The following is a 26,658-nucleotide window of genomic DNA, read 5'->3' on the forward strand; positions in this document are numbered from 1 at the left end:
CGCTAGACGGCCATCGTGGAAACTACGTTCATTTGTTCACAAAGAACCTCGGCTTGACGCCAGCTGTGGGACCCATGTCGCCCGCTATGATGTGTCGGCTCATTGGTGCGAAGCGGCTCTGCTTCGCGATGATAGAGGATTCCGCTAGCGGCTTTTTGTTCGTCTCGGCAGTACGCGCAGCTTGCGGTCGACCTACCTTCGCGCTCCTCCTCCGCCCGCAGACGTGTTTTGAGGGAAGATGTGCCCGACATCGACTGAAGCTCTGGTCGCTGGCTGCATGGCGTCGTCTGCCAAGGGTCTCAATCGCAACCATACTACCCTTCGAAGTAGATCCTGAGAATCGGAGAGTCGCTACCACCGGGCTTCACGATCCGGAGCTATGGGATCTCGTTGACGATCACTGCGCCCCCGTTCCCCCTAGCTCCGATCTTGCTGACAAAATATCCGCCCAAGCGGCTGGCCGCCCCGTTGTCGTGATGCTGGGGGCGCTCAGCCGAGCCAAGGGCTTTGACGCGTTCGTCCGCCTCGCGCAGACAAAATCTGATGCCAAGGCAGATCGTCTTTATGTGGCCGCCGGCCAGCTACACCTCGACAGTGAAGATCTCGCGGCTGAACTCGAGCGGGACGGCGGCCTTGTCTTTAGCCGCCGCTTGACCGAGGAAGAGATCCATTCCCTGTATGGTATCGCCGATCGCATCTGGGCCTGCTACTCGGCGGAGTATGATCAATCGTCAGGTATTTTCGGTCGCGCTGTTCAATATGGTGCCGTGCCCATCGTGCGTCTGAATTCGCGTATCCACCGTTTTGCCCTGATCGAAGGTTTGGAGGTCGAAACTCTCGATATTACAACCGAGCAGCTTGCGCTTAGCCGAGGCCCTACGTGCTCGAGCCGTAGTTCCTTGAGGGCCCGACTGCAAGGATGGCGTGACCGGTTTTGGAGCACGGCGCGGGCTAGCTTGGATCTAACAAGGTCAAGCGAGAACGGGCGCGGAGACGCCAGAAATCCCAATGCTTGAAATTCTCTCTAGCTCTAGAATGCTACAAACCGCAGTCAGGCGAGCGGTGCTTCCATACAAGAGCAGCCAAGGCCTGCTACCTGCTCCACGAGCGACTTTAAATAGTTTTGGGGCCATCAACATGGCTCCCAAATCTGAAAGATCCTGACTTCGGCGAGGATGATGATGTTGAGAAAGATGTCGCGGCGCCCATGAAGCTGGATGACGATACCTCACCAGCTCCTCTTACCGTCGTAGACGTTTGGGGTAATGCTTGCGATAAGAACGGTTGATCTATGGGGTGGGCTTCGCGCGTTTCTGTTGTGGCGATATCGAAGAAGAGATGCCCCGGACCTTAAGTTCTTCGGGCATCCAGTCTGCGTCATAAGCTTTGTCCCAGGGAAGTGCTTGGCTGGCGGCAGATGGCCTAGCAGCAGAAGAGTACGTCGACTGCCGGCCATCTGGTCAAATGGCAGGAACAAGACTAGCAAGCGCCCCGCCCCTCCGTTGAGCATGCGATACTTGGACGCCGACGGCTGCCGGAAGCATCCAAAGACAACGGGATCAAAATCTGCATCCCGGCTGAAAGGCGCGTGAGAATGCTCTGAGATGCGACGAACGGCGAACCCGGATCGAGATCATGTTCGGCCGGTTCAAAGACTGGTGGGGCGTCGCGGCATGGTACGACCGATGCCCAAAGGTCTCTTTCTCAGCCATCGCTCTCGCCGCACCCCCCTGCTCTGTCTATTGTCCAGAACGAGTTCTAAACTTAGCACCCCAGTAGGAACCGCCGGAACTGCAACCAGGAAAGGCGAGAACTTGAGCCTGCGACAGCCGATGTATTTGCCGGTACGTAGCGGAAGCGGGTTGACCGAGATGATGAGATGAAAGGACGCCCAAGGTACCCGCGAGGGCGTCCCCTTCCGTAAGTAAGATATGCCGGCTTCTTAATTACTGCAAGTTCAATACAGCCCCAAAAAGGTCGGCTTTTTACCCCTCGACCGAGGAAAAGTATTATAATGGCCCTGTTTCGACAGCTTTGGACTTGCTCTCTCTACGGGCTGTGTCTTGCGGAACTTATCTTTTCTGACGGAGACGCCAGAGTCGAAAGTGGGATTATATACCTAATTATCGTCGTCCTTTTGCTCCGGTCTGCCTCTCGGGAATATAGTGATAGCCTGAGCCTAATGATTGTCATCGTCAGTATCTTTCTTTTCGCATTCCCTTCCGCTGCAATCACCTTCCTCCTTAGGATCGACGTCTTGCCGGCGCTCTTCGCTTTCGTGCTGTTTTCGGATCTCCTTCTGCTAAGTCGTCGCCTTCTAGAAGTTCCTCGAAACAATCCGCGAATACCAATCTCGCGGTCGTCGCACCGGAATGACTTCCACCTCCTGATAACACTTCTAACGTGGTGTGCTATAGGAGGAGTTGTCTTTGATGCAGCGGGCTTTTTCGGGCTTCTTCTTTTTCTCGCTCCGTATGGGGCTTCGCTTGTTCTGCTAGATCGGCTGGTCGCTCAACATCCATCGAAACGTTATGCCGCTTTCCTTGTTGCCCTCTTTCTTATTGTTGTTTTCCTTTATACTCAGTTCCAGTGGGGTGGATTTGGCAGACTGGTAATCGGTGGCTTCGTTCTCGCACCTGTTCTTGTAGCGAACGCGAGAATAGATTTAGGGATCAGACCGATCTACTTCATCATTTTTGCGCCATTGGCTTTGTATGTTGCGCAGAAGTCCCGCTACGGTGCAGTTGAAGGAATATCGGAGATGTTCATTGGTTCTGCTGGACACCACCTCCAAGTGACTCATGACGTGCTTCAACGAGACATCGAGTGGATTTCTGACGGGCTTGGAACATTCATTTCCCAATACCTTCTTCTATTTCTAAACTGGGTCCCTAGGGAACTATGGCCGGAAAAGCCAATCGGAGTGGGATTATGGTCTGTAGACACGATGTACGGCCGCGAGCGGATGGGAGATGAATATTCACAATCTATTGGCTTTCTCGGCGAGCAGTACTTTTACCTAGGGGATCTTTTTTGGGTTGGTCTTTTTGTTGTGCTTGTTACGCTGGCTTGCTTGAGAACAGCTGTATCAAGAGCAAGTTATGGATCGGTTGCGCCCGTGGTCATTTTTGATGTCAACCTCAGCAGCTTTTTCTGGGGCGGCTGCGCAAGTTTCGGGTCAAGATTCTGGTTTATGGTAGTACCCGCCTTGTTTATTTGCTGGCTCTTCCACCGCAGGTCGTTAGCGGCCTCTACATAATTTGGCGAAACGTGATGCGCTAGCGGAACCCTTTGGCAGCTGATACGACGCCTGCGCTTACTAAATTTGAGGTATGCGTTGTGAATCTGCTTTGCCAGATGAACCTCGAAGCGCGAAAAGAACGATGGAGAAACGACAGTGTTTGGAATTCGATCGACTGCAGTACCGCGTCAAAGGCGATCGGCATCAGTTTGGCATGTTCAACCTGCTCTTCCCGCCTATCGTTTTGCCTACTTTTCCGCGTTGTATCAACGTCACGGCCTTACTGGCGGTGTGCTTTACCCTGAGAAGGATACTACCGGTCTGGCTGTGGAAGTGCTTCAAAGCTGGCAAATGCCCAAGGGACGCACGCGGAAGCTACCCCTCGGCCTGCTTTGGCAGCAAGACACGCTTAGCGTCCCTCTTAGCCGTGGTGACATTCTGGTTCTGGCAAGCAATCCTCGATATTTGACAACGCTCTTACTCTCCCTCAAGGCGCGTATGCGTGGTGCGCGTGTTGTGTGGTGGGGCCATTACTGGAGTTCAACCTCACGGGGCTGGCGCATGGGACTGCGCATCTTGCTAATGAGGGTAGCGAACGCGGTTCTGTTCTATACGGAGCGGGAGGTAGAAGAGTATAAGGCACGTCTGGGTCGACACGATGAGCGTCCCATTTTAGCGCTTAACAACGGGGTCAATATTGCACCCATTCAGATAGTGAGGAAGACGTACCTCGCCGGATCTCGGCAACGAGAAATTTTGTTTGTTGGACGCCTGACGCCAAAGGCGGAAATTTTACTTCTAGTGCAAGCCTTGGCGTTGCCGCAGATGAAGGGGATTCACCTGCACGTGGTGGGGGAGGGAGAAGAAAGCGCCAGAGCGCGTACTGCAGCTGAGACTGCTGGCGTTTCCGAAAGAATCACTTGGCATGGCATCTCCACCGATGAGGCAGTCGTTGGTGCCATTGCGAATCGCTGCAGATTGTTTGTCTATCCTGGTCAAGTTGGCCTGTCGCTGATACACGCAATGGCGTACGGACTGCCTTGCATAGTGCACTCCGACCGCTGGCACCACATGCCAGAGATCGCCGCATTCGAAACCGGACGAACCGGCCGGGCCTTCAAGCCCGATGATGCCGAAGATCTTGCGACTGTCATAGCCAACGTGATCGATGACATTGACTTGCTAGACTGCTTCTCGGCCCGCTGCATTGAGATAACTGAAACAAGTTTTAACACAAATAACATGGCGGAACGCTTTATGGATCTCGTGAAGCGCCTGCAGTAACTGCCACAGGTTATACTTGCTCACAACCGATCTCTGTATCTCGTAAATAGTTTTGCGTCGTGTTGCGCCCAACTGATCATCGTCATGATTGATTGATTGATTGTGCGATTCGAAAGGTGCCCCAATTGAACAGCCGCTATAGTATACATATTCAACTCTTCAATGCTGCCGAGGAAGAGATATGACTGCGCAAAAGACGTTGCTTGTAAACGGTTTGTCCTTGCAAAACTCCTCAGGATGGTACGTGCTTCACGGCCATTTAGAGAGCGTTATGAATCAGGTCAAGAACTTGAGAGTTGTTTTAGTGGCGCGGCCCGGCGACTACGAAGTAGCTGGGAGGTACTCAGGCAGGGTTACGATCCGTCATGCGCCACACTGGACGCGCAGCTTGATTGGCAGAATTATCTATGAGTCAATTTTTCTCCCACTGGCACTGACGGGCATTGCCGTAGATTATATTCTTCAGCCCAGTGGTTACCCACTGCCGTTCACGCGCGTCCAGCAGCTAGTCGTCGCTCAAAACCCCTACCCCTTCGTTTTCAAGGATAAAGGCGGCATATCTTCCCGACTTAGAAATGGGTTGCTGCGTTTCGCGTATCTCCGCCTGCCCGCAAGCCGTGCGATGGTTTTTCCTAACTCCGAACACATGAGGTCTTTTTATTCAGAAAAGCGCAGTAGTGCTCTTTCTCGGAAAACATTGTACCAAGGAGCGTTCAGAGGAGAACACACCGCACGTGCCGGCAAGGTTGTGCCCTTCAGTGGAAGAAAAAGTTACTTTATCGCCATTGCAGAAGCAGCGCCGCATAAGAGGCTTGACCTGGTAATTTTAGCGTTTTCACAGGCAGCCAAGGACCTTCCTTTGTTTTCCCTTCAAATCATTGGTAAGATCGGATCTGTGGAACTCAGGCGGTCTTTGGAGACCCTAGTGCGACGCCTTCGGTTAGAGGATAAAGTCCATTTCTGCGGATTTATTACGCAAGAAGAATTAGATACTAAGCTCGAGGAATCTACTGCTTATATTTCTTATAGCGAATGTGAATCTTTCGGGATACCTGCTGTGCAGGCGCAGGCTAAAGGGACACCTGTGCTAGTATCTGATGGAACTGCAGCGCCAGAAATATGTGGAGCGGGTGCCTGCGTCGTAGCACCCGGGGACACCATCACTGGTGCGGCTCAACTGGTCAGGTTGGCCACCGATGGTGAGTACTGGTCAGAAATGTCGTCTCAGGCATATACCAACTCTCTGCGATTTGACTGGGAGATATGCTCATCTCCATTGGTCGAGGTCATCGACGGGTCGCTGGAGAAGAAACATGAGTAAGTCGTTTGATTTCGGCACCCGGTGATCAAACTTGGTTGACCGCACGGTTTTCAATTTTGCACTCTTGGAGTAGGTTGTGATCGACGTTGCCGCGAACCGGGCCAGCCGGAAATGGACTAAGCGTGAGCAGGTCGGCCGGTTCTTATGGTCTATAGGGCGTATTGCTTTTCGACTTAGCCCACGTCCGTTCTGGGCGTGGCGGAGGATGCTTCTAAGAGCGTTCGGAGCTAGAGTTGAGAATTCAGTTCATATTTATCCCACCGTCAGCATCGCCATCCCTTGGAATCTCACGCTCCTAAGCGAGTGCGCTGTAGGAGATCGGGCCATCCTATACTCCCTTGGACCGATCAAAATCGGAGCACGCGCTACAGTTTCTCAAGGTGCTCATTTATGTGCAGGAACCCACGAATGGCGGGATCCCAAAAGGCCTCTTGTTAAGCCGCATATAATCATAGGAGAGGATGCCTGGATCTGCGCGGATGCGTTCATTGGTCCTAAGGTTTCAGTTGGGGTAGGTGCAATTGTTGGAGCAAGGGCAGTCGTTATGAAAGATGTTGCTAGCAACTCTATTATGGTTGGAAACCCTGCACGAGAGGTAGGGGTAACTAATGCATGAGAGAGTAGAGCGAAAGCGCTCCCTTAGCCTTGATGTTGTCATTCTTACTAAGAATGAGGAGCGCCATATCGGACGCTGTATCGAGTCCGTAGCTCACCTCGCCAACAGAATCTACGTGGTCGACAGCGGATCTACAGATCGCACCCGCGAGGTAGCTCGCCAAGCCGGAGCGACAGTTCTGGATCATCCTTGGACAAACTATGCCACCCAGTTCAATTGGTCCCTTGACCAACTGCCACAGGACACGGAGTGGGTTCTGCGCTTAGATGCCGACGAGATAGTGACTGATGGATTAGCTCGCGAAGTCATGGACGGGTTGCCCCGACTAGGGCCGGAAGTCGCTGGGGTCTACATTTCACGACGCATGACATTCCTTGGTCGGCCGATCCGGTGGGGGGGAGTGTTTCCAATTCGTATCCTGCGTCTGTTCCGTCGTGGGCGCGGGCGTTGTGAAAATCGGTGGATGGATGAACACATTCGTGTCGACGGTCGCACTGCGGAATTCGCCGGAGAAATAATTGACGACAACACGAATTCATTAACTTGGTGGACCGAAAAGCACAACAATTACGCTTCCCGCGAAGTTGTCGATCTGCTGAACCTTGAGTATGGTTTTATGCCACACGAGACGGTGGCAGACCTGCGAGAGTGGCAGCAAGCCGGCGTGAAACGGTGGCTAAAAGAGAATATATACGCGCGCCTTCCTAGGGGGTCGCGTGCAGTCTTGTATTTCTTTTACCGTTACATTTTGCGTTTAGGTTTTCTTGATGGGCAAGAAGGTACAGCATTTCATGTTCTCCAGGGGTTTTGGTATCGCTTCCTCGTTGATGCCAAGCTGCAGGAGGTGAAATCGTACATGCGTCGCAACGATGTAGACGTTGTTAAAGCAATGCGGGATGTGCTCGGAATCGATGTTCAAGCTGTGTCCGTCTGCCCTGCCTGATGATTGAGGTTTCCGAAGATATAGCAGACCCTTGAACATCCCGGTTGTGGCTGCAGGTATCGGCCGCACAAAGTTAATCCGTCAAGCCAATCGCAGTTTCTTGCAATAGGCCTACTCCTGAACAAAGCACGTAGTTAAAGTAGGGTTCCGATCGACAGAAGTTCGCAGCAGTTCAAACGAAACCAGGGCAAAGAAGGCAGGTGGTCAGCGAGACCGAGAACGGAGTTCGTGGTTCGCTGAGATTCAGTAATGCGTTTAGAAAACAGAGAAGACAAAGATCCATGACGAAGAGAGCGCTCATCACCGGGATCACCGGGCAAGACGGGTCATACCTAGCAGAGCTTTTGCTCGAGAAAGGTTATGAGGTGCACGGGATCAAACGGCGCGCGTCGCTGTTCAACACACAACGAGTAGATCATATCTATGAGGATCCGCATAGCAATGACGGGCGGTTCAGGCTCCATTATGGAGATCTGGCGGACAGTTCCAACCTAACGCGCATTATCTCTGAAGTTCAGCCGGAGGAAGTCTATAACCTCGGAGCCCAGAGTCACGTGGCTGTTAGTTTTGAGGCGCCAGAGTATACCGCAGATGTCGATGCCATGGGCACCTTGCGACTGCTGGAGGCGATCCGCTTTCTCGGATTGGAGAGAAGGACGCGCTTTTATCAAGCGTCGACCTCCGAGCTATACGGACTTGTTCAGGAAACGCCACAGACCGAACGGACGCCCTTCCATCCACGGTCGCCATACGCAGTGGCCAAAATGTATGCCTACTGGATCTGCGTGAACTACCGCGAGGCCTATGGCATGTTCGCCTGCAATGGCATCCTCTTCAACCACGAGAGTCCGCGTCGCGGTGAAACCTTCGTGACGCGAAAGATCACGCGGGGCCTTTCCAACATCGCGATGGGACTGGAGCCTTGCCTCTACATGGGCAACATCGATAGCCTCCGCGATTGGGGACACGCGAAGGATTATGTCCGGATGCAGTGGATGATGCTTCAGCAGGATGAACCGGAAGATTACGTCATCGCGACGGGCGTGCAGTATTCCGTGCGCGAGTTCATCACTTGGGCTGCCGAAGATCTTGGGATCACACTTCGGTTCGAGGGGACAGGCGTGGACGAGACTGCAACGGTGGTGAAGGTCGAGGGCGACCTCGCTCCTATGGTACGCGAAGGTCAAGTCGTCGTGCGGATCGACCCTCGATATTTCCGTCCGGCAGAAGTTGAGACGCTGCTCGGTAACCCGGCGAAAGCCAAGCAACAGCTTGGCTGGGAGCCGAAAATCACGGCGCGCGAAATGTGCCGCGAAATGGTTGCAATGGATCATACCGCGGCCCGACGCCACGCACTTCTAAGGACCCACGGACTCGACCTGCCCGTAAGCCTCGAGGGCTAGCGCCGTCGAAGGCTCTGCGACAACATCCCAGACAAAGTGAAAACTTCACATGGCTAAAATTTACGTGGCCGGCCATCGCGGCATGGTCGGCAGCGCGATCCTGCGCCAGCTTGAGGCTCGTGGCAGTGACGGGCTGATCACGCGCAGCAGTGCCGAGTTGGATCTCACTGATCAGGCCGCAGTCCGCGACTTCATGCAGACAGAAAGGCCGGACGTGGTAGTTCTCGCCGCGGCAAAGGTTGGCGGCATTCACGCTAACAACACCTACCCGGCCGACTTCATCCACGACAACCTGTTGATCGAGGTGAACGTGATCGGACAGGCGCATGCGGCGGGGGTCCAGAAGCTTCTTCAACTGGGCTCGTCTTGCATCTACCCACGGGAGGTGCCGCAGCCCATGGCAGAGGACGCACTGCTGACTGGCGTACTGGAGCCGACAAACGAACCCTATGCCGTTGCAAAAATCGCCGGGATCAAGCTCTGCGAAAGCTTCAACCGTCAGCACGGACGTGACTACCGATCGGTGATGCCGACGAACCTCTATGGGCCAGGTGACAACTTCCACCCCGAGAACAGCCACGTGCTGCCGGCCCTGATACGGCGCTTCCACGATGCAGTGGAGGCTGGGGCTGAGGAGGTCGTGATCTGGGGCTCTGGCAAGCCGCGGCGGGAGTTCTTGCATGTCGATGACATGGCGGCGGCATCGGTATTTGTCATGGACCTCGACGCGGAAGCCTACGCTCGCGAGACCCGCCCCATGCTTAGCCATATCAACGTCGGCACGGGCACCGACATTTCGATCGCTGAGCTTGCCGGAATGGTCGCTGATGTTACCGGCTTCAAAGGGCAGTTGTCGTTCGACGCCAGCAAGCCCGATGGCACGATGCGTAAGCTGATGGACGTCAGTCGGCTGAGCCGTCTCGGCTGGACCGCGTCGATAGGACTTCGTGAGGGAATTGCGGAAACCTACGGGTGGTATCTCCGACAGGCAGGCAGCTTGCGCTCAAAGTAAGTGCCCGCGCCCCGTGCTGCACAGTCTCTTGACGGCCGCCGTATTCTAAGAAAGATTCGACTATGACTTCCGTGCCTCTTATTCATCCCGTCCTTCTCTGCGGGGGCTCCGGGACCAGGCTTTGGCCGCTGTCGCGCAAGAGCTACCCTAAGCAGTTCGCTAAGCTGATGGGCGACGAGAGCCTCTTCCAAAGCGCGGCGCATCGTATGTCGGGCGCTGGATATGCTGCGCCTATCATCGTGACGGCCGAACCTTTTCGTTTCGTTGTCACGGAGCAACTTGCTGCCATCGAAAAAGCCCCGGCTGCGGTGCTGATAGAGCCGGAGGGTCGTAATACCGCTCCAGCCGTACTCGCTGCTGCGCTTTGGCTGGAACGTCAGAACCCCGACGCCCTCATGCTCGTGGCCCCTTCGGATCACGTGATTCCGGATGCGCCGGCGTTTCGCGACGCGGTCGCGGCAGCCGTCCCACGTGCTCTGGAAGGGGATCTGGTCACCTTTGGCATCCTTCCGGATCGGCCTGAGACAGCGTACGGCTATCTTCAGTTGGCGGTCGACGCCGATCCGGCCGCGGAACGTCCGCAATCGTTGTCAGGCTTCTTCGAGAAGCCCGACAAGCAGCGCGCAGCAGAGATGCTGGCCAGCGGCAACGTCCTCTGGAACGCGGGGATCTTTCTCTTTTCTGTCGCCGCGATTATCGCGGCCTACCGGAGCTGCGCTCCCGCGATGTTGCGGCAGGTCCAGACCGCGCTAGACGATGCAAGCACCGATCTTGGTTTCACACGACTGGCTACCGGCCCGTGGGCTGAGGTCGAGGATATCTCGATCGACTACGCGATCATGCAGAAGGCGGACAACCTGACAGTCATGCCATTTCGCAAAGGCTGGTCCGATCTCGGCGGCTGGGACGCGGTTTGGCTGGAGTCCGGCCCTGATGCTACAGGCAACGTCTGCTCCAGACAGGCAACCGCCATTGACTGCCGCGATACGTTGTTGAGATCGGAGACAGCAGGGCAGGAGGTGGTGGGCATCGGCCTCGAGGATATGATCGTTGTCGCGATGTCGGACGCTGTCCTTGTGGCCCGGAAATCGGATGCGCAACGTGTGAAAGAGGCTGTCTCTGTTCTTAAGGCACGTGGAGCAACCCAAGCTGTTCAGCTGCCACGCGACTACCGCCCCTGGGGTTGGTACGAAAGTTTGGTTATCGGCGGACGTTTTCAGGTCAAGCGCATCGTTGTGAAACCCGGAGCGGCCTTGTCGCTGCAATCTCATCACCACCGATCAGAGCACTGGATCGTCGTTGAAGGAACCGCGCGCGTTACCGTTGGTGATGAGGTGAAGCTGCTGACTGAAAACCAGTCGGTTTATATTCCGCTTGGCGCGGTCCATCGGATGGAGAATCCCGGCAAGCTTCCCATGGTGCTGATCGAAGTTCAGACCGGCAGCTACCTCGGAGAAGACGACATCTTGAGGTTTGACGACGTCTATAATCGCGGCTGACTCCGAACAACGGGGGTCCGCCTGCGTGCCTCAGCGGAAACCGCAGCAAAGCTGGTTTGGCTCGTGACGCTCATGGAGACTGTTGCGCAACGGGGCCCGAACTTGCTGCTCGTGGCAGAGAGGGAGCGCTCCAAGTTGCTCTGGGCGGGGCAGCCCAGCAGAGCAAGGCGAGCGCGCCTCCCCGTGATGCGGAGCCCGTTGATGTCGTGCGGAGTGGTGCCTCCGTGTCGTCTCATGAACGGGCAGCTTGCGTTCTCGGCGGATGGCTCTCGGGGCCATGTGGCATGCATAGAGAGGTTTTTTCACCTGCGTCTGCTGGAAGCGGCAGCGTTGACCCACAGCGCGGCTTCAAGGACGCGCACGGTAAGAGCGCGAAGCTCAAAGCCAGACATTGTGTTCCGCATTTTCGAGATAACGCCCCAAGACGTTGATCGACTTCCACCCCCCTGCTCGCATGATGGCAGCTGTATCGTGACCGGATGCCAGCAGATCCTGCGCAGCACCAACGCGAAGAGAATGGCCGCTGAAGGCCGCTACCATATCAGGATCGAGATCAGCGCGTGCCGCCGCGCTTTTTACGAGGCGCTTGACCGTGGTCGGGCTCAGGCTTCGGTTGATCGCCTTGCCGCTGTAGATCGGGCAAAAGAGCCACTCAACGTCGGGGCCGCGCCAAGCTCGCCATTCAGCGACTAGTGCGGCGCTGCGTCTGGAACAGAAGGCGGTCCGTCCGTTACCGAATGGGTCAGCTTTCGACCTGCGGATGACGCAGCGATATGTTCCATCGCGGCGTGGCTCGAGGTCACGGTCCTTTAGAGCGACAAGCTCCGCCCGCCGCGTAAGTAGATCATAGCCGAGCGACAACATTGTCCGGTTCCGCAGACCCCAAGGAGTGTGAGGTTGACCATCCAGAAACTGCTGGAGAAAGTCTTTTGTCAGCCCTTTTGCTTGCGCGGGACGTGCGAAAGACGCGCGGCGGATCCGGCGAAACGTGAGATTGACATCTTCCTCGCGTGTCGGATCAGGATAAAGGAGGAGGTTGTGGGCTTTCCGCAACGCGTACATTCTCCTCCGAATGGAGGAAATAGCGAGACCGGCTGCAGCCTGGTGATCAAGGAATTGGCACACTAGACCTACCTGGGCCGGGAAAGGGGAGACACCATGCTCCTCGCACCAGTTCACGAAAGCTCGGATATCGGCGTAGTAACCACGCATCGTGCTGGGTGCGTAGGCACCTTCCAGACGCTTGAACTGTGCTTCCCAACCGATGCATGCCATGATACCCGCCCCCAAGCTAGCTAGCTTACTTGAACCATATAGTATCATATGAGCTATTATGTCAACATTAACTAGCGAACAAATGCGTTCGGCCAGACATGCTTTGCGATGGACAGTAGCAGAACTGGCACGCAAGAGCGGGGTCAGCATAAGCACGATTAAGCGGATCGAAGCTGAAACCGGTGTCCCTAATAGTTACCGACCAAACGTCGCCGCTATTGGAGCGGCGTTAGAAGCCGCTGGCATAGAATTTATTGGGAGCCCGGAAGATGGTCCTGGCATTCGTATCCGATCTGGAGGAACGCGTCTTGGCGGGACATCCGCTTCCGGCGATGAGACGGCTGGCTAGGCGTTCGCCAGGCTGGACGGAAAGCTTCCCTGCCAGTTGAGGGCTCTCCAAATCCCCGCTCCGCATGCCTCCGCAAGCGCTGTCCCCTCGGTTCTTCCGCTAGCATTGGAAGCCAAACCCGTACTCATCCCAAAAAGGCTCAACCAGATCACCAGCGCAGGGCACGCAACTATGTCAAGATCCGACAGAAGGACGAACGGCGTCTTTGCAACCCACCGAGATCGGCGTTGAGAATTTTCAACTTCCGGGAGAAACTTTGACCCTGCCTAGTAGATCGTCGTCGAGCCGTCACGCATCGTCAGAGCTCAGTGGCTGATAGATAGCGCGTTTTTCATTTTATCAAAGATCGTAGGACTTGGCCTTCAGATCGAGACATGGCTGACGCTTGGGCTAGTGCTGACCGTCATCGGGGGAAGCTGGAACCGCCCTCGCTTCTCTCGATGGAGCGGATCGCTAACACTACTCGCCATCCTGGTGATCAGCATCTTCCCTTTGGGCGAACTGCTTCTTCGCCCCTTGGAGGCCCCGTTTACCCCGCGTGATGGCCCTAATCAGGTTGACGGTATCGTCGTCCTCGGCGGCTTCGAAGATCCGCGTAGCACGGAGTTCTGGGGCCAACCGCAGGTCAACCAAGCCGCCGAACGTCTAACCACTGCTGCTGCACTGGCCCTGCAACACCCGGAGGCTCGGCTGATTGAATCGGGCGGCAGTGGTCATCTGCGCGATGCGGTGGCGGGGCGCCTCGATCTCCCGAACATCGCAGTCGACATCTTCACGTCGCTCGGCATCAGCCCGGCACGCATCTCTTGGGAAGACCGATCCCGCTGGTCTTGCCCCCGTTTCACCGGACACTCAGGCGGTTGCGTTTTGAGCTGCAATGAACTCGCGGGACGAGCGCATCTTCAACCCTGAATGCGGGTGATTGTCGTTGTAGTCCTTGATCCAGCCTCCGATCAATCCGAGAACGGTTTGGGCGTCCGGCAACGGCGTCACCTGGACGTAGTCGCGCTTGAGCGTCTTCACGAATGCCTCTGACATGCCATTGCTCTGAGGGCTCCGGACGGGGGTGAAGCAGGACTTCAGACCAAGCTGGCGGGCGAAGATCTGCGTGTCCTTGGCGATGTAAGGTGAGCCGTTGTCGGTCAGCATCTCTACGACCGCAGGCGCACGGTATGTCCCGAAGCGACGCTCGACGGCTTCCAGCATGATGTCGCGGATGTCGGACCCGCTGATCCCGGCATTCACCACGGCGCGCCAGGCGATAATTTCGCGGTCATGGGCGTCGATGATGAAGGCGCCGCGAATGATGTCGCCGTTCCAGCAGGTGAACTCGAACCCGTCCGAACACCAGCGCAGGTTGGAGCGCATGACGATGACCTTGCCGTCGTGAACATGCTCGGGGCGCTTCGTATATTTCCGCGCCAGCAGAAGGTTATGGGCCTGCATGGTCCTGTAGACCCTTTTGTGATTGCAGGGAGCAAGGCCTTCTGACCGCAGCTGACGGTTCAGGATCGCGGTGATGCGGCGGTAGCCATAGGTCGGCCGGGCCGTCACCAGCGTGGTGATCCGCGGCACCAGCTCCGCGTCTTGCGCCATGTGGTAACGCCGACGCGGCTCCGTCTTGCCCTTCAGTCGACCGATCAGGTTCGAGCGGGCCACGCTAAGGGTTTCTGCCACGACCTTCACCGGAAACCGTCCGTCAACGGCGACCGCGCATGCAAGGTCAGTTTTTTTGAGCGTGACTTGACCAGGGCCTCGCGCAGGATCTCGGCTTCCAGCGTCTTGCGTCCGAGATGCCGTTCCAGTTCGCGGATGCGATCCTCCAGCTGCCGCACGACCTTGTTGCTGGTGACGTCATCATCCTCGGTCACGGCAACACTCTGAACCGCGCCGGATTTGTCGGAGGCTCCAACTCCTGAGTAGGATGGAGCATCATGAGCAAGACGACGAACAAGTTTTCCCCTGAAGTGCGTGAACGTGCGGTGCGGCTGGTCTCCGATGGCGAGGGGCAGCATGGGTCGCGCTGGCAGGCAATCGTGTCGATTGCGGCGAAGATCGGCTGTTCTGCCCATACGCTGAACGAGTGGGTGAAGAAGGCAGAGGTGGACAGTGGCAAGTGGGCGGGCATTCCGAACGAGATGGCCGACCGCATGAAGGCACTGGAGCGCGAGAACCGTGAGCTGCGCCAGGCGAACGAGATCCTTCGCAAGGCGTCAGCGTATTTTGCGATGGCGGAGCTCGACCGCCGGTCGAAGTGATGGTGGGTTTCATCGACGCGCATCGGGATGCGCACGGGGTCGAGCCGATCTGCGGCGTGCTGCCGATTGCCCCGTCCACCTATTATGAACATCTGGCCAAGCGGGCCGATCCGGCGCGGCTGTCGGATCGTGCGCGCCGAGACGAGGCTCTGCGCCCCGAGAACCTTCGGGTCTTCGAAGAGAACTGGCGGGTCTACGGCGTCCGGAAGATCTGGCGGCAGCTTGGCCGCGAGGGCTTCGATGTCGCGCGATGCACGGTGGCACGGCTGATGAAGGGCATGGGGATTCAGGGTGTTATCCGAGGAAAGCCGCACCGAACGACGATCCCGGACAACAAGGCACCGTGCCCGCTGGACAAGGTGAACCGCCAGTTCCGGGTGCCCGCGCCGAACATGCTGTGGGTATCGGATTTCACCTATGTCGCCACTTGGAGAGGCTTCGTCTATGTCGCCTTCGTCATCGACGCCTATGCCAGACGCATCGTGGGCTGGCGGGTCAGCACCTCGGCGCATGCGGGGTTCGTTCTCGATGCCCTGGAACAGGCGGTGCATGATCGCCGCCCCGGAAAGGGCATGGGGCTGGTTCACCATAGCGACAGGGGCTCGCAATACCTGTCTATTCGCTACACTGAACGTTTGGGGGAAGCCGGGATCGAACCCTCTGTGGGCAGCGTCGGCGACAGTTACGACAACGCCTTGGCCGAGACGATCAATGGTCTGTTCAAGGCTGAGGTCATCCACCGCCGCGGCCCATGGCGCAGCTTCGAGGCTGTCGAATATGCCACGCTGGAATGGGTCGACTGGTTCAACAACCGGCGGCTCCTCGAGCCCATCGGGAACATCCCGCCTGCCGAAGCCGAGGCAAACTTCTATGCAGCTCTGGAAACTGAACCCATGGCCGCGTAACGAGACGAAATCAGCCTCCGGCAAACCCGGTGCGGTTCACTTGGTGATGTTATACGCTCGTCGATCAGGGGAATGGACCTCGCGGCCCGCATAGGTGGTGAGGAGTTTGCTGTCTTCCTGATCGATGCCGATTGGACTGAGGCTATGACGGTCGCAGAGCGCATTCGAGAGACGATCCGAACACGCTGGAGTGCTTCTGACGCCGAGGACAAAGCTGTTACTGTCAGCATCGGTGTTTGCGTACGCCGTCCCGGACAGGTTCTCGACGATATCCTTCTGAAGGCCGACCGCAACCTTTACGCTGCAAAAGGGCGCGGCCGCGATCGAGTGGTCGGCGAAGCACCTCTCAAACCGGTGTCACCGCTGGAACCGTCATCAAATCTCGATGCCGCACCGCGCGCATCACCACGGACTCGGGAGACAATTAATCTCCGTTAACCTTCAAATAAACACGAGCTTGACCGAAACAGCCCCCCGACAGCCTGTCATGGCGTGCTGCGTTCGGTAGCGCTCCGTGATCATGCCGAGCCTAGACTGGTAAGGTCGGAGCGCCTCCTGAGCGCGGAGCACCGGAGCTGATCACTCCCGCCAGGCTGGTGACAAAACTGCCCGCACTCATGTTCCCGAACAAGCTGGAAGCGGCCGCGCTCGGTGTGACGGCACCAAGCGCGGCTTGACCACGACCTGATAGGAGTTCCTCTGATCGTGACTCAGGCAAAGCATAAAGCCTTGCCTGCTGCGGGCCCAGGGGTCGTGTTGAGCCTGCTGCTGTGCTGGATTGTGCCGCGACGCGGGGACGGCGCCCGCGGTACTTTGCTCTATCGGAGCGGACGACTGGCCCCATGAGCGAGCCTGCAGGCCGCACGACCTGCTCGAAACTTGGCTCATCCTCGACAAAGGTGCTGATGGATACATTTGTGCAAGGCTGTGGGGAAGATGCGCACACAGCGAGAATCACAAGGCGGCAGAGAGCAAACTGAAACATTATCAAACATGTCCAAACCAATATGCTGGAACTGTAAAGGTGTTGCAGACCCAAATCAGCTGTTCTGTCCGACAACCACAGGAGTATAGGCTGCAGAGGCTTCAGCCCGCCCAGTTGCTCTCATTTCAGTCTGCAGTGACCTCAGGATCAGCGGCCCCTAGGAGCAGAATAGACTGCAGCCCAGTACCGGGTCCTATTGTCAGATCCAACGGCTTCGCCTATTCCGAACTCGCTTATCCGCGGGATCATGATGTTCGCGATGTGACCAGGAGATGCACTCCACTCCGCTAAGACCCTTTCCAAGCCGAACGGTCCTGCCGCAATGTTTTCGGCTGTGACAGTAGAAGTGTAGCCGAGGGCCTTGAGGCGCTGCGAAGGACCGCTTGTGCGTGAACCTCCGTGCGTCATGCGACCACGCTCTGCCATATCGCAAGCATGCAGAGCGGCTGCCTGTGCGAGCAGCGAGTTGGCCGTGACCGCAGGAAGGCCGGACCTGCTTCTGATCGCGTTGGTGGCTTTCACCCCCGCCGTTTGATGCGCCGACGTTGTTGGCACGCACCAGGCGTCTCCGGGAGCTGACGCCTGAACGTCAATTGCGCCTGAACTAGGCCCCTTTGACGTGCCTCCGGTGGAGCATGCTGAAGCGAATATGGCCATGACTAGTATGCAAGATGAACTTTGGAAGGGAAATGTACCCATCGGAGACATCGCGTTAGAGTTGATTCGAGCCGCTCATAGCACGTCGAGGTAGATTCGGGTCAGCCATCATTTGGCTCACGGGAGAAGGCAGTTTTCGGATGTGGCAGGGGCCGATGCGTCGTCACAGCTAACGTCGTCCGCTCAAATGACACCTATGTTCGCGCTTTGTTCTCATCGAGCACGCGAGGATCACCATGACGCGCAGCAGGATCGACGAGCCATATCTCCGTAGGTCCGGGAGCATTCGAACTGCTTGTGGGCCTAAAGCCGGACGACAGGGCTCCTGGCTTCAGCCTTAGAAGTTCATCTTTGCAAACTGGGGCATTTCCCGAAACGAACCCGATTGATGATCTCCAGGCGCAGCCGTCCTGCAAGATGCAAATGCCCGATAACAGCGCACATCAACGGGTCTCCTTCTTGGTGCGCAGGGCTTGCATCAGGCGGATCGCGAGGCCGCTCGAGCCGGTCATCGCGTCGGTGCCGACGCAAACCGGCGCGACTAGCATTGCGTCGCTGCCGATGAAGGCGCGGGGGCCGATCTCGGTGCGGTGCTTGCCGACATGGGCGCCCAAATAGGCCCGGGGGGCCAACTTTCACCCCCTCGCCCAGCACGGCGTTCTTGATGTCCACGAAGTTGCCTACGTGGACGTCGCCGCCCAATTCCGCGTCAGGGCGCAGGCGGGCGAAGGGGCCGACGCGGGCGCGCGAGGAGATGTGGCAGCACTTGAAATGGCAGAAGGGCAGGATCTCGGCGCCGGATTCCACGATGACGCCGGGACCGAAGACGACGTTGGGGCAGACGATGGTATCGCGGCCGATGACGGTATCCAGCGCGAGGAAGACGCTGCCTGGATCAATTAGGGTGACGCCGCCATAAGTAAGATCCAGAGTGGCCGTCTAGAGGCTTGCGGGTTGCAACGGCGGCTCATGCTTCACTGTCACCTCGCCGCCACACATCGTGCGGTTGGCCCACAAGCTTCCGCTGGACAACGGATGCACCGGCCGTGGTTGTGCCGGACGACCTCCCTCCTGCAGCCCTGCGCATGCGGGTGTTTCTGAGCCGGGGCGTCGGCGTCTCGGGAGCGAGAACACCGTCAGAGCCGCTTCAAGCACTCCCGAAGCAGGGAGGCCTTGAACGTGAACGCAGCTGCTCCTGAAACCAGAAGTGGCGCACCCGTGCGACTGACTTTCGGACGGTTGATTTGCCACGATCTGGTTGCTGTTCATAGACTACCTCGTCAGTGCTGTTGGTTCATCAGCGCCCAGGCCTTCCTAATCGGCCAGTAGTGCCACTCGCCCTATGAGAATATCATCTGGCGGCACTTGATCACGCACCCCGACAAGGACAACCTTATGGGGGTGGAAGCGAGTGGAACATGCGGCCGTTCAGGCTCGTTATCGAACCTGTGGCCACTATGGGCCATTGATTATTACTCGCGCGCGGCCCATGTTCTTCGCATGGTACAATAACTTGTCAGCTGCTCGGATGGCGTCGTGAATGTCTTGATCCGCGCGAACGCGAACCACACCGCCAGAGAATGTGCACGTGATCGTCACAGCTTTGCGACCGGCGCCGAATGAAAGCGCCATTGACTGCAGGGTACTAATTCGAAATTGCGCAACTTCAACAGAGCAGTTGGGGAAAAAGAAGAGAAATTCTTCTCCTCCAATCCTTCCGAATAGATCTGTTAGCCGCGCACCATTGACAGCCTGCCGGCTGAACAGCCGCAAGACCTCGTCGCCGATACTGTGACCGTAAGTGTCGTTAAGCTTTTTGAAGTTGTCTAGATCTACCACGGCTAACGAATGTTCGCCGAACTCCGCAGCGGTCACTTGGGCTTCATGCCAAGCCTCAAGCTGATCCATCACGTAACGCCGATTTGGGACTCCCGTAAGAGGATCGGTTGCGGCAGCTCGCTGCGCTGCACCCAGCTTCTGACGGAGTATACGGTTGGACGTTCGGACAGCGGTGATGTCAGTGCCATAGAAGAGCATGCGGCCGTCCGGCGCTACGGTCTCTGTAACTAAGATCCACTTGTTCCCGTGCATCTCTGCTTCGAAGGAGCGATGGCTAACTTTCCCTCGTCTTGCTCGAGCTTGCAGGAGCCATTCCTCAATGTCATCTGACTCTATGACAGGACCACAGTTACTGAAGTAGTTGGCCCGCATGGTGTCGTGCCAGAACGGCCTGGTTTCCAGATCGCAGCAGAAGCTCCGGCAATACGCAAGATTTGCCGCCTCCAGCCGATCATCGTGATCGAACACTGCCACCAGGTCGCGGGAGCAGTCTAAGAGTCTCATGAGCGTTTGCGGATCGGACTGCCGTAAGTGGGCGAGATGAAGCGGCATCAATCGGATCTCATAAAAGAACTGCCACGATATATCAAAGTCTGAGTTCAGCCGTGATCTTTTTCAACCTCCGACGTGCAAAAAATCGGTCGGCACAACCTTGACATTCACCAGCTTCACCTGTCGCGACTTTGCTTCGTCAGCCCCGAGCAGAACGGGGCCGAAGTACGGCTGCTACCAGCCGTCGGCGGCAATGGCGAAGTGTGGCTACCGGCTGCCACGGTCCGTGATCAGCTGCGTGCCGGTGTAGTGCGGCCAAGCACGCCATCCTGCTGGTCGTAACGCTCGCGACCTTCCTGCTGCACTCGTCCTGCTTGCGGTCGATCTGGTCCAGGCCGCTGCCAAGCTTGCGCGTGCCGTCGTCGTGCTTGCGGTTCAACTCGCTAGGCTCTGTCAGGACGTGCAGCGTTGAAGGGCAGCGGCGTCAAGTGTTTACTAGTTTGGTAAAGCCCAGTAATAGCCACCAGCTCGGCGCTCAGGTCCTGAAAGAAGAAGATATGCGCTCTCGTCGCCGTGGCACCCCTGCCATGGCGCGGCCGCACAGTTTGCCATAAACATGCTGTTGCGCGCCGCCACAAGTTTGGTCCCGAGGCAACCGATCCGATCAGCGTCAGATTGCCCTGCTCCGCGATCACCGTCTGTCCGGAGCGAACTAGGGCGTGGATGACCTTGTTCTGGAGAGGTTTGGGCGCATCGGCAGGACGCACAGGATCGTGCTGTCGGGCAACGGGCGCATCCTGCCCAGTATCACGTGGATCAGTCCGATTTCCTGAAGCACACCTCCACATCCAGTTCGGCAACATCCTCTACCCGAAAACGGGAAGGTCACGCTGACGCAACTAGTCCGGCAGATTGCGGAGCCGATCAGGGTCACGCAGCCCAGTTAAGTCTTGCGAGGTCGAGAACCAGGGGCGCACCGAAGAACAACTGCGGCATCTTTCGCAGTTGTTTGTCAAGCTGCTCAAAGAGGGCGCCAGACAAGCGCGATCAGGAATAGGCCTCTCAGTGCAAAAGCGGGTACGCGTCCGGGCACGGGATCATGCGGATTCCCGGCGTATATTTGTCACACGTTGTAACTTTGCTCCTTCTCTCGGGCTGCTCGCGTTTCGACATCGCGCCGCTCTTGTTGAACCTCCTGTTGCCTGTACTTGCGGGCAACTCAAGACGGGGAGGCATCAACGCTGTGGCTAGAGAGGCGATGTTGTGAGGCTATAGATCTCGCGGATCGCTGCGGCACGCCTGCCGCCAATTGACCACGAACTCTTATACAAACTAGGCGTGCCGCAGCGATTCGGCAGCTCACGGGCTGCTGGCACACGCTAGGCGAGGTTCCGCCGGTAAGTCCGGGTGAAAATGTCCGATATCCATCAGCTCCCGGGTGAAACCTTTCCAAATTCAACTACATGCACGATGTGGCTGGGGTTATCTTCTTCGCGTATTTTTTAAGACGATAGAGGCGTTCTACCTGTGCTCCTCTTCGTTGAGTCAGCGGCACCCCGCAGGAGAGGCCACATGAAGCGATTGTCTGACGCCTCTTGCGGCACGACTCGCGCGTTTTATCGGACGACCAGCCTCGCCCTGCTGGTCTTTGCCCTGACCTAAACTTGCCAGGCGACAGACACACCTTCAGCCCCAGCTTCCTCGGCTTGGTGGATGCAGTCTCGACGAGGCAGCCCTCGCCATGCCGATGTCCCCGGTCGCAGCCAGGCGCAGGGCATGGCACTCCATCAACCGCGTTTGGCGGCGCTTCTCGATCCTGCGGATGATCGCCACCATTGTTTGTGCTGCGTCTTCGGCTTTCCGTCGGTGATGTTCACAACGCTCTACCTCACCGGCCGCCAGGCTGCCTTGACCACTGCCGAGGGGTTGATTGCAGCGCTTCGCGCCGCCGACCGTCTCGCAGCACACGGGACAGGCGCCGGCTGGACGCGCCAAGCAGACTGGTTGAAGCGCCGTAGGCGGGATTGTGGCGCTGGTGAAAGTAGTCCTCTGCGCAATTCGGCGCTGCGTGGAGGAGGAGCAAGAAGAGCCTGGTGGACGTTGGCCAGCCGCTGCCGCCGACCGACCGGTCGCCATGCCTTGTCGAATGCGCTGCGCGAACTGAACAGGAAGCAAGATGGCAGCAGCAGGATGATGTGCACACGCTTCGACCACCTCGACCACAAGTAGGTGAGAGCACCAAGATGACTAATATACGCTCGGACCAGCAGGACCGTGATGGACAGGCCTACACCGACACGCAGGTCCTCAGGAAGAGGCGCTGCGAATTGACGAGTGCGGCTGCGGCGCCTTCACAGCCTGGAGCTGCGCACTGCAATGAGCAGACGTAGAGCTGCGTGCAACCGGTTGGTTCTGACAGCGGCTGACAGAGGTCCATCGGCCGTTCTTCTCAGACTGACCAACCCGGATTGATGTCGATTCAAACGGCCCCCGGCGCCTTGACCGGGGGCCTTCGCTTGAGGCTCGAGACACCCGCCTACTGTAGGCTGAGTGCGAGTGCGAGTAGCTCGAATCCTGAGCCTCAAGACGTCCACTGTCCCGCATGTTCCGCGACTTCCTGTTCAGGTAAACTGCACATGACGCGTTTCTCTTGCACTACATGCAAGCTAGCCAAGGGGCAGCTGCACCGTCGAATCCAATTAGCAACTCACCTACTCTTTCGCCCGGAAGATGTAGCTTCCGAGCCACACTCGCGCCGAGTGATCGCTCGAGATTTGTCATCAAGAATAGGCATGATCTTGCCCTTGGGGTGGCGATTGAAGTCACGTGCGGCGAGGCCATAGTACGACCGGCCTACTACGACTTGGTCGCCTTGCTGATGTGGTACGTCGGCCTGTCCAGCGTTACTCGCCACCGCATCGAGTGCCACCTCGACGATCCGCAACCGCTGCAGCACTGTCTTGATGCATATAGCTGGGCGCTGATCGATGCAAAACAGGTGCAGGTTGCATTGACGATCAACCGCTTACCCATGCAGAGTTCGCCGCGGTGCTACACTGGGATGCCGTCGCGTTTCGCAAATCAACTGGAGCGGATCAGTTCAAGCGCAGCGATCTGGCGGAGGCCGAGTGGCGTCTCAGTACATGGGACGAGGCTGGCGGTGTCGCGGACAGGGGTTTTTCGGCTCGGGCGCGATCATGAGGGCGATCTGTTCTTCCGCGGCATCAGGGGCTAAGACGCCACCATGGCCGGATTTCAGTTACACCCAACAACTGCCCTGACTTCCGGCAAGGCACCACGTTCCGGGTCGATGTCGAGATGACCGCTCCCTTCGCCGGAGCTCTCATCGCGGTGCTGGGCAGTTCCCCGCAGTTCGACAAGTCAATGTGGCTCTCACGCTGAACCCTCTGCCCCTGATCAGGCGGAGCGCTCGCGGCGAGTGTGTCAAGGCCGCGCAGCGGCTGCTCTATGTCAAGACCCTCTCCACTCTCACCAGAGAATGCCATGCCTGTGGCCGACGCCATTGCATCGGCCGCAGACTTGGTGAGCATCGCCTGGACCGGCAATCCGATGGCAGGATTATGCAGACGCTGCCACCGCTCCTCATCTTTGACCAGCAGCACAGCATGCTCAGCGATAGAGTTTCACGTAAGTAACGATAGCAACAAATCATCCAAGTTATTGAGGACGGCAAGAGCGCCTTCGAGCGGGAAAAGGGTATGGGGAGCGGCTGAATTCACGGAAGCGAGCTGGCGCCACTGCCAGAGGATCTGAATCCTTACTTAGGTTAACCTTAGATAATTGAGGAGTGAGGCAAGCTGGTCGTGCGATGCACAGGGAATCATGACCTACGCGAACGGCGCTTGACGAGCTTCGGTCAGATCTTCGCCATCCGGCAGTCTTGCCTGATCGCTCTGGCCGCCAGCGTCGGCGCCGGAACACTGACCTGGTTTTCTACAGCATTTTCTTCTTCAACCGGCTACTTCTCGATCTTATTGTCACCCCGCTGATCGTCGTCGGTGTCGGCTTTACAGCAACGGGCCATGTATCAGTTTCGCGATTCGCCCCAGGACTCACCCTTAGCAGGCACTTCCTCTCCGTTGCAATTAAGCATCTTGATTCGCCCTTCGGTTGCACGTTAACACAGGTGGGTGAATGTCAGCGAGGAGGCCTGCGGTGACCATCATCGGAACCGAGCTGAGTGCAATGCTTCAGCGGATGGCGCATGAAGGCTCTTTTGCTGATCCAGGCGCTGTGCTGCGAGGCTCTCTTCAGCGGGCTCAATCGGTTACTCTTGCATTAGAAGCAGGCAGAGCAGCGAGTGCTCTGGCTTCTTTGACATCCAACACGTGCGAAGCGGTTTGCACGCTACGTTAAACTAGAGTCACGCCATCATTTTGCTCATGGGTATAGGCAAAGTTCGGAGGTGGCAGGAGTCGATGCGTCATTACAAAAGCCTCCGTCCGCCCGTATGACAACTATTCTTGGGTTAAGTTCACGACGCCCACTTGAGTATCAACATGACCCGCAGCAGGATCGACAAGCCATGTCTCCGTAGGGCCGGTAGCAGTTGAAATGTTTGTGGGGCCTTAAGCCGGACAGCCGGGCTCCTCGCTTCAGCCTCAGAAGTTCATCTTTGCAACTGAGGCGGATGGAAAGAGCCGCTTCCTAAAGCATGAACACGGTGGCGGTAGCAACGGCGCCCTCTTCCCTATAACGCTGCGGTAACAGAACTCGACAACCAGCTTAGTTACCCGGACCCTATCCTGTGCCAGGAGACATCGGTCCAATATCTAAACGCCAAGTGACCTGAAGCGACGGGACAGCCATAGCATGAAAAGTGAAACATGAAGATCTCAGTTGTGACAGCCGTGTACAACCGTGCAGACACCGTGGGTCAAGCGATCGCGAGCGTACAGGCTCAAGTTTATCCGCATGTAGAGCATTTGATTATCGATGGGGGCTCAACGGACAAGACCATCGAGAACGTTCGGAAGTACAGTCGAGCGGCCATGCGGGTTATCAGCGAGCCAGATGAGGGCATCTATGACGCGTTGAACAAGGGGATCGCCAATTCTACAGGTGACGTCATTGGCGTCATGCATTCGGATGATTTTTTTGCCGATGCTTTCGTCCTTGACAAAGTGGCCCATGAGTTTGCGGATCCCGCAGTCGGCGCAGTCTATGGTGATCTTGACTATGTCTCGGCATCCGACCCGACAAAAATAGTGCGGCACTGGAAGTCAGGAAACTTCAGTAAGAACCGCCTACGCTGGGGTTGGATGCCACCCCATCCGACGCTGTTTCTTCGCCGTGACGTCTTTGTAAGGCTGGGCTCCTATGACACCAGCTATAGGATCGCCGCAGACTATGACGCGATCTTGCGGTTCTTGGGAAAGGGTGGCGTTCGGGCTCGATATATTCCTGAGGTTCTCGTGAAAATGCGCGTAGGCGGAGAAAGCAACAAGTCACTGGACCGGGTGATTCGCAAAAGCCGAGAGGATTACCGAGCATTGCGAAGCAGTGGAATGGGTGGAGCCGGCGCTCTGATCTGGAAGAACGTCAGCAAGATCCCTCAGTTCATCCTAAGGTAGAGGATGACCGCCGGAGCGACCGGATCTTGCCGAACCCTCTGACGTAAATCTGCATCTTACATAAACATTGAACTCCGTGGACGATAGCCTGCACGTTGCGCTACGGCTAGATTTCTCCTCAACCGACGGCTGTAGTCTGCCGGAGCTGATAAGATGGAGTGCAAGAGGTGACAGTTTTGAATCCGACAGCCGGACCCCTCCGGTTGCTCATGATGGCGTCAATGTGCCTGCTTTCGGCCTGCGCCCTGCCCCGTTCGGGCCCCACCAAAAACGAGATTTTCGGCGGCGCCGTCGAGCGGGGCGGCAACGCCCAGGTGATCTACGTGAACGACCACGTCACGCGGGCCTCCAGCTTCGTGCCGTCCTTCGGCTTCTCGTCGACCTTCCGCAACGCCGGCCAGGTCGGCGCGGACGAGATCCGGGCCGGCGACCGCCTCGCCCTCTCGATCTGGGAGAACGTTGATGACGGCCTGCTGACCTCGATCGGCTCCAGCCAGGCCCAGATCAGCGAGATCCAGGTCGACAGCGACGGCTTCATCTTCGTGCCCTACGCCGGCCGCGTCCGCGCCGCCGGGAACTCGCCCGAGCAGCTGCGCGGCGTCATCACCGAGCGGCTGAGCGTGCAGACACCCGACCCGCAGGTCTCGGTCGCCCGCGTCGCCGGCGACGGCGCCACGGTCTCGGTCATGGGCCGCGTCGGTGGCCAGGGCGTCTACCCGATCGAGCGTCCGACCCGCTCTCTCTCCTCGATGCTCGCCCGGGCCGGCGGCGTCGCCATCCCGCCCGAGGTCGCCGTCGTGACCGTGAAGCGCGGGAACGAGACCGGCCGCGTCTGGCTGGCCGACCTCTATTCCAGCCCCAACAACGACATCGCCCTCCGTCCCGGCGACCTGATCGTGGTCGAGGAAGACCAGCGCAACTTCACCGCGCTTGGCGCTCTCGGCGGGCAGACCCGCGTGCCGCTCGGCAACGAGATGATCAACGC

20 protein-coding genes, 4 pseudogenes and 1 other annotated feature are annotated in these 26,658 nt (G+C 57.4%); of the genes and pseudogenes, 19 read left to right on the forward strand and 5 right to left on the reverse strand.

Features of this window, described 5'->3' with window-relative positions:
* The first annotated feature begins 476 nt into the window (after positions 1-476).
* From BLP73_RS18950 to BLP73_RS04405, 10 genes and pseudogenes are all read left to right on the forward strand, one after another.
* Positions 477-1,016 carry a hypothetical protein gene (locus BLP73_RS18950; RefSeq protein WP_139165891.1) on the forward strand — a complete coding sequence of 180 codons (540 nt, stop codon included), beginning with the start codon at positions 477-479 and terminating at the stop codon, positions 1,014-1,016.
* 521 nt (positions 1,017-1,537) lie between these two features.
* Positions 1,538-1,779, forward strand: a pseudogene (locus BLP73_RS19700) (hypothetical protein); the annotation flags it as partial.
* A 403-nt stretch (positions 1,780-2,182) separates the two neighbouring features.
* Positions 2,183-3,259 carry a hypothetical protein gene (locus BLP73_RS18955; protein ID WP_139165892.1) on the forward strand — a complete coding sequence of 359 codons (1,077 nt, stop codon included), beginning with the start codon at positions 2,183-2,185 and terminating at the stop codon, positions 3,257-3,259.
* Between the two features lie 543 nt (positions 3,260-3,802).
* Complete coding sequence (locus BLP73_RS04375; RefSeq protein WP_175453234.1) at positions 3,803-4,525, forward strand: glycosyltransferase family 4 protein; 723 nt, start codon at positions 3,803-3,805, stop codon at positions 4,523-4,525.
* Between the two features lie 181 nt (positions 4,526-4,706).
* A complete protein-coding gene (locus tag BLP73_RS04380) occupies positions 4,707-5,846 on the forward strand; it encodes a glycosyltransferase (protein WP_090740671.1) in 1,140 nt (379 codons plus the stop codon).
* Between the two features lie 608 nt (positions 5,847-6,454).
* Positions 6,455-6,838, forward strand: a pseudogene (locus BLP73_RS19705) (glycosyltransferase family 2 protein); the annotation flags it as partial.
* Between the two features lie 87 nt (positions 6,839-6,925).
* Entirely contained in the window at positions 6,926-7,405 is a 480-nt protein-coding gene (locus BLP73_RS19710; RefSeq protein ID WP_245686549.1) for a glycosyltransferase family protein, read from the forward strand.
* A gap of 281 nt (positions 7,406-7,686) precedes the next feature.
* A complete protein-coding gene (gene gmd / locus BLP73_RS04395; protein WP_090740678.1) occupies positions 7,687-8,808 on the forward strand; it encodes a GDP-mannose 4,6-dehydratase in 1,122 nt (373 codons plus the stop codon).
* 49 nt (positions 8,809-8,857) lie between these two features.
* On the forward strand, positions 8,858-9,820 hold the full coding sequence (fcl, locus tag BLP73_RS04400) for a GDP-L-fucose synthase (RefSeq protein ID WP_090740680.1): 963 nt from the start codon (positions 8,858-8,860) through the stop codon (positions 9,818-9,820).
* A gap of 62 nt (positions 9,821-9,882) precedes the next feature.
* Positions 9,883-11,319: a mannose-1-phosphate guanylyltransferase/mannose-6-phosphate isomerase gene (locus BLP73_RS04405; RefSeq protein WP_090740683.1), complete on the forward strand. Its 1,437-nt coding sequence runs from the start codon at positions 9,883-9,885 to the stop codon at positions 11,317-11,319.
* A 378-nt stretch (positions 11,320-11,697) separates the two neighbouring features.
* On the opposite strand, the gene BLP73_RS04410 is transcribed toward BLP73_RS04405, so the two are convergent.
* Positions 11,698-12,594 carry a tyrosine-type recombinase/integrase gene (locus BLP73_RS04410; protein WP_175453235.1) on the reverse strand — a complete coding sequence of 299 codons (897 nt, stop codon included), beginning with the start codon at positions 12,592-12,594 and terminating at the stop codon, positions 11,698-11,700.
* Between the two features lie 82 nt (positions 12,595-12,676).
* Here BLP73_RS04410 and BLP73_RS19985 point away from each other — a divergent pair, with 82 nt between their 5' ends.
* Both BLP73_RS19985 and BLP73_RS18960 read left to right on the forward strand, forming a co-directional pair.
* Positions 12,677-12,943 (forward strand): helix-turn-helix domain-containing protein, encoded by a 267-nt coding sequence (locus BLP73_RS19985; RefSeq protein ID WP_425415684.1) that lies wholly within the window; start codon positions 12,677-12,679, stop codon positions 12,941-12,943.
* Positions 12,944-13,336: 393 nt separating this feature from the next.
* A complete protein-coding gene (locus BLP73_RS18960) occupies positions 13,337-13,855 on the forward strand; it encodes a YdcF family protein (RefSeq protein WP_139165894.1) in 519 nt (172 codons plus the stop codon).
* Here the strand turns inward: BLP73_RS18960 and BLP73_RS04420 are convergent.
* Positions 13,796-14,823 (reverse strand): annotated as a pseudogene (locus BLP73_RS04420) (IS3 family transposase); the annotation flags it as partial. The gene BLP73_RS18960 and the pseudogene BLP73_RS04420 overlap by 60 nt on opposite strands.
* A gap of 54 nt (positions 14,824-14,877) precedes the next feature.
* Here BLP73_RS04420 and BLP73_RS04425 point away from each other — a divergent pair.
* Both BLP73_RS04425 and BLP73_RS04430 read left to right on the forward strand, forming a co-directional pair.
* Positions 14,878-16,106, forward strand: a protein-coding gene (locus tag BLP73_RS04425) for an IS3 family transposase (protein WP_090740688.1) whose coding sequence is annotated in 2 segments (ribosomal slippage) — positions 14,878-15,166 and positions 15,166-16,106 — 1,230 coding nt in all. Because the reading frame shifts where the segments join, the coding sequence is not laid out codon by codon here.
* Positions 15,159-15,275, forward strand: a sequence feature (AL1L pseudoknot). (Overlaps the previous gene by 117 nt.)
* Positions 16,107-16,157: 51 nt before the next feature.
* Positions 16,158-16,544 (forward strand): GGDEF domain-containing protein, encoded by a 387-nt coding sequence (locus tag BLP73_RS04430; protein WP_281179909.1) that lies wholly within the window; start codon positions 16,158-16,160, stop codon positions 16,542-16,544.
* A gap of 694 nt (positions 16,545-17,238) precedes the next feature.
* On the opposite strand, the gene BLP73_RS04435 is transcribed toward BLP73_RS04430, so the two are convergent.
* The 3 genes and pseudogenes from BLP73_RS04435 to BLP73_RS04445 form a co-directional block, all read right to left on the reverse strand.
* Positions 17,239-17,799, reverse strand: coding sequence for a CAP domain-containing protein (locus BLP73_RS04435; RefSeq protein ID WP_342672079.1), 561 nt, complete (start codon positions 17,797-17,799; stop codon positions 17,239-17,241).
* 392 nt (positions 17,800-18,191) lie between these two features.
* Positions 18,192-18,660 (reverse strand): annotated as a pseudogene (glmU, locus tag BLP73_RS04440) (bifunctional UDP-N-acetylglucosamine diphosphorylase/glucosamine-1-phosphate N-acetyltransferase GlmU); the annotation flags it as partial.
* A 543-nt stretch (positions 18,661-19,203) separates the two neighbouring features.
* Positions 19,204-20,055 (reverse strand): sensor domain-containing diguanylate cyclase, encoded by an 852-nt coding sequence (locus tag BLP73_RS04445; RefSeq protein ID WP_245686546.1) that lies wholly within the window; start codon positions 20,053-20,055, stop codon positions 19,204-19,206.
* A 1,800-nt stretch (positions 20,056-21,855) separates the two neighbouring features.
* On the opposite strand from BLP73_RS04445, the gene BLP73_RS18965 reads away from it, so the two are divergent.
* From BLP73_RS18965 to BLP73_RS04460, 5 genes are all read left to right on the forward strand, one after another.
* Positions 21,856-22,308: a hypothetical protein gene (locus tag BLP73_RS18965; RefSeq protein WP_139165895.1), complete on the forward strand. Its 453-nt coding sequence runs from the start codon at positions 21,856-21,858 to the stop codon at positions 22,306-22,308.
* 580 nt (positions 22,309-22,888) lie between these two features.
* Complete coding sequence (locus tag BLP73_RS04450) at positions 22,889-23,314, forward strand: hypothetical protein (RefSeq protein ID WP_090740696.1); 426 nt, start codon at positions 22,889-22,891, stop codon at positions 23,312-23,314.
* 628 nt (positions 23,315-23,942) lie between these two features.
* On the forward strand, positions 23,943-24,089 hold the full coding sequence (locus BLP73_RS19315) for a hypothetical protein (protein ID WP_175453236.1): 147 nt from the start codon (positions 23,943-23,945) through the stop codon (positions 24,087-24,089).
* Between the two features lie 837 nt (positions 24,090-24,926).
* The gene (locus tag BLP73_RS04455; protein WP_090740698.1) at positions 24,927-25,673 is read left to right on the forward strand and encodes a glycosyltransferase family 2 protein; all 747 of its coding nucleotides are present in this window, start codon (positions 24,927-24,929) and stop codon (positions 25,671-25,673) included.
* A gap of 221 nt (positions 25,674-25,894) precedes the next feature.
* On the forward strand, positions 25,895-26,658 hold a 764-nt coding region (locus BLP73_RS04460; RefSeq protein WP_245686547.1), incomplete at its 3' end, for a polysaccharide biosynthesis/export family protein.

This window comes from Paracoccus tibetensis, assembly GCF_900102505.1.
Lineage (GTDB): Bacteria > Pseudomonadota > Alphaproteobacteria > Rhodobacterales > Rhodobacteraceae > Paracoccus > Paracoccus tibetensis.